This is a genomic window from Microcoleus sp. LEGE 07076, assembly GCF_015207455.1.
GTDB lineage: Bacteria > Cyanobacteriota > Cyanobacteriia > Cyanobacteriales > Microcoleaceae > Microcoleus.
Map to the genome: position 1 here is coordinate 1 of NZ_JADEWV010000492.1, position 1,020 is coordinate 1,020.

The following is a 1,020-nucleotide window of genomic DNA, read 5'->3' on the forward strand; positions in this document are numbered from 1 at the left end:
AAGGATATAGTACGATCGCACTAATACCCTCAATGAGCGGGAGTTGGGCGCTGCCTTTAAGACACGAACGTATTACCAGTTGGGACAACCCGATCGGTTTTGGGGCCGGGCAATTGGCACAAGTGTGCCAATATCTCCAGAATAGACCGATCGCTCTATTTGATAGTGAGTATGGGTGTGCACCTCTGATCGAAGCCACCGCGGAGATCGCTGCTGATAAACTAATGCGTATTCGCTCCAATCGTTGCTTGTGGTCAGCACCCCCAGCCTATAGTGGTAGAGGACGGCCCAAAATTCACGGTCAACAGTTTAGACTCAACGACCCTCAAAGCTGGTGGGAACCCGAACAAACTCTGGAATCTCTTGAACCCAAACTGGGAAAAATTCGGTTAAAAAAATGGGATGACTTGCATTTTCGAGGTACTCCCAAACATCCAATGACCTTGATTTTAGTCGAACGTTTAGAAACTGTAACGGGTCGATTAAACAGTCAACCTTTGTGGTTAGTGTGGGTTGGTATGCAAATGCCATCTCTGGCTGAAATTTGGCAACTGTATCTGCGCCGCTTTGCCCTCGAACATTGGTATCGATTAGCTAAACAAACCTTACATTGGAATGTGCCGAAGTTGAGTACCCCTGAACAGTGCGAACGATGGAGTGATTTGATGCCTTTACTCACCTGGCAATTATGGTTGGCTAAAGATCTAGTCACAGAAATTCGTCTCCCCTGGCAAAAATCTCTGCCTGAGTTGACGCCTGGAAGGGTTGTACAATCAATGCTTCCACTTTTAATCAGGATTGGAAGTCCGGCTATTGCTCCTAAACGGCGAGGAAATTCCGATGGATGGCAAACGGGGAAAACTCGCACTCCAAGATGTCGTTATCCTGTGGTCAAAAAGGGTAAAGGTAGGTTCCAAAACTCGTCAAAATCCATTAGTTAACCTGGTCAGCTCTCTCTAAATTCACCATAATTTCTACTCAGCTAACGCTGAGTAAATTTGTGCTTAGTCTAAACTCCAA

Annotated in this window: 1 protein-coding gene; it reads left to right on the plus strand. The window is 46.1% G+C overall.

The window, feature by feature from the left end; translation table 11 throughout:
- On the plus strand, positions 1–941 hold a 941-nt coding region (locus IQ270_RS30500; RefSeq protein ID WP_193976814.1), incomplete at its 5' end, for a transposase.
- Positions 942–1,020: the final 79 nt, after the last annotated feature.